Source organism: Paraburkholderia sp. Ac-20347, from assembly GCF_017104805.1.
In the GTDB taxonomy this organism is placed as follows: Bacteria; Pseudomonadota; Gammaproteobacteria; order Burkholderiales; family Burkholderiaceae; genus Paraburkholderia; species Paraburkholderia tropica.
Map to the genome: position 1 here is coordinate 1 of NZ_JAAGPN010000560.1, position 1612 is coordinate 1612.

At 56.2% G+C, this 1612-nt stretch carries 1 protein-coding gene; it reads left to right on the forward strand.

The genetic code is table 11. The features are described 5' to 3' along the window. The first annotated feature begins 41 nt into the window (after nt 1-41). Nucleotides 42-1584 (forward strand): IS3 family transposase gene (locus G3N97_RS38640; RefSeq protein ID WP_241031102.1). Its coding sequence is split into 2 segments (ribosomal slippage): nt 42-388 and nt 387-1584, totalling 1545 coding nucleotides; the frame shifts between segments, so codons are not numbered across the junction. Nucleotides 1585-1612 lie beyond the last annotated feature (28 nt).

The window sequence follows — 1612 nt, forward strand, 5'->3', positions numbered from 1 at the left end:
GGGGATGCGGACAAAATCTTGGACTACTTTGGAGGTAGTCCATGTATTCATACGAAGACCGCGTTCGGGCGGTCGAGCTGTACCTGAAACTCGGGAAGCGCATCAAGGCGACAATCCGCCAGTTGGGTTACCCGACGAAGAATTCTCTCAAGGCGTGGTGTGCGGAATTCGAGAAGTGTGGCGATCTGCAGAAAGAGTATGTTCGCGTAAAGCCGAAGTACTCCGAAGAACAGAAGAACTCAGCACTCGAGCATTACATCAATCACGGGCGCTGCTTCAGCTTCACCCTCAGGGCATTAGGCTATCCCTGTCGCCAGATACTGACGGCGTGGGTTCGCGAGCGCTATCCAGAAACCCGAAAACGCGTGGTTGGCAAGGCAGGCAGGCCGACCGGCCGTGTCATTGGCATCCAGGCAGCTCGCAGTGTACGAACTGTGCACACGGGAAGGAAGTGCACAGGCGGTGGCGCGAAAGCTGGACGTCGACAGGGTGTCGCTGTACAACTGGAAGAACCAGTTACTCGGGCGGGAGGCCCCTGCATCCATGAAGCGCGACAAGGGATCACCATCAGAGACGGATCGGGACGAACTGGAGCGGCAGGTCGAAGCACTCCGGCGCGACATTCGCAATCTGAAGCTTGAGCACGACCTGTTGAAGAAGGCGAATGAACTCGTAAAAAAAGATCTGGGCGTCGATCTGCCACTCCTGAGCAACCGGGAGAAGACGACGCTGATTGACGCCCTGAGAGAAGAATATGGTTTGACTGAGCTGCTTGCGCGGTTGGACCTGGCGCGCAGCTCCTATTTTTATCATCGGTCGCCCATACGGGTTGCCGACAAATATGCAGATGTTCGTCGTACCGTTGCTGAGATATTCGAGGACAACCACCGATCCTACGGCTATCGTCGGGTGCAAGCAGCGCTCAGCAGGCAACGGGTGTTTCTATCGGAGAAAGTCGTGCGTCGCCTCATGAAACAAGGCGGCCTCCACGCAGCCAGGCCCAAGCGGCGCCGATATCGTTCTTATATCGGGGAAATTAGCCCAGCCCCAGATAACATCATCAATCGCGATTTCCACGCTAACGCCCCCAACGAAAAGTGGGTGACGGATATCTCCGAGTTCCAGATTCCTGCGGGGAAAGTATATCTATCGCCCATGATCGACTGCTTCGATGGGATGGTCGTCAGCTGGTCGATTGGCACAAGCCCCGACGCTGAGCTCGTGAATTCCATGTTAGATGCGGCGATCGAGACCGTGACCGAGGACGACGAGACCCCGATCGTGCATTCCGATCGAGGGGGGCACTATCGTTGGCCTGGCTGGCTATCGCGGGTTGCGAAGGCTAAGCTGGTCCGCTCCATGTCGCGTAAGGCCTGTTCCCCGGACAACGCGGCCTGTGAGGGATTCTTCGGTAGACTAAAGACCGAAATGTTCTATCCAGGAGACTGGCGTTCGACGACCATCGCGGAGTTCGTTGAGGTACTGAACGCCTACATTCGTTGGTACAACGAGAAACGGATCAAGGGCTCCCTTGGCTATCTCAGCCCCATCGAATACCGTGAAAGCTTGGGATTAACGACGTAACCCAGTCCAAGAAAATGTCCGCATCCCC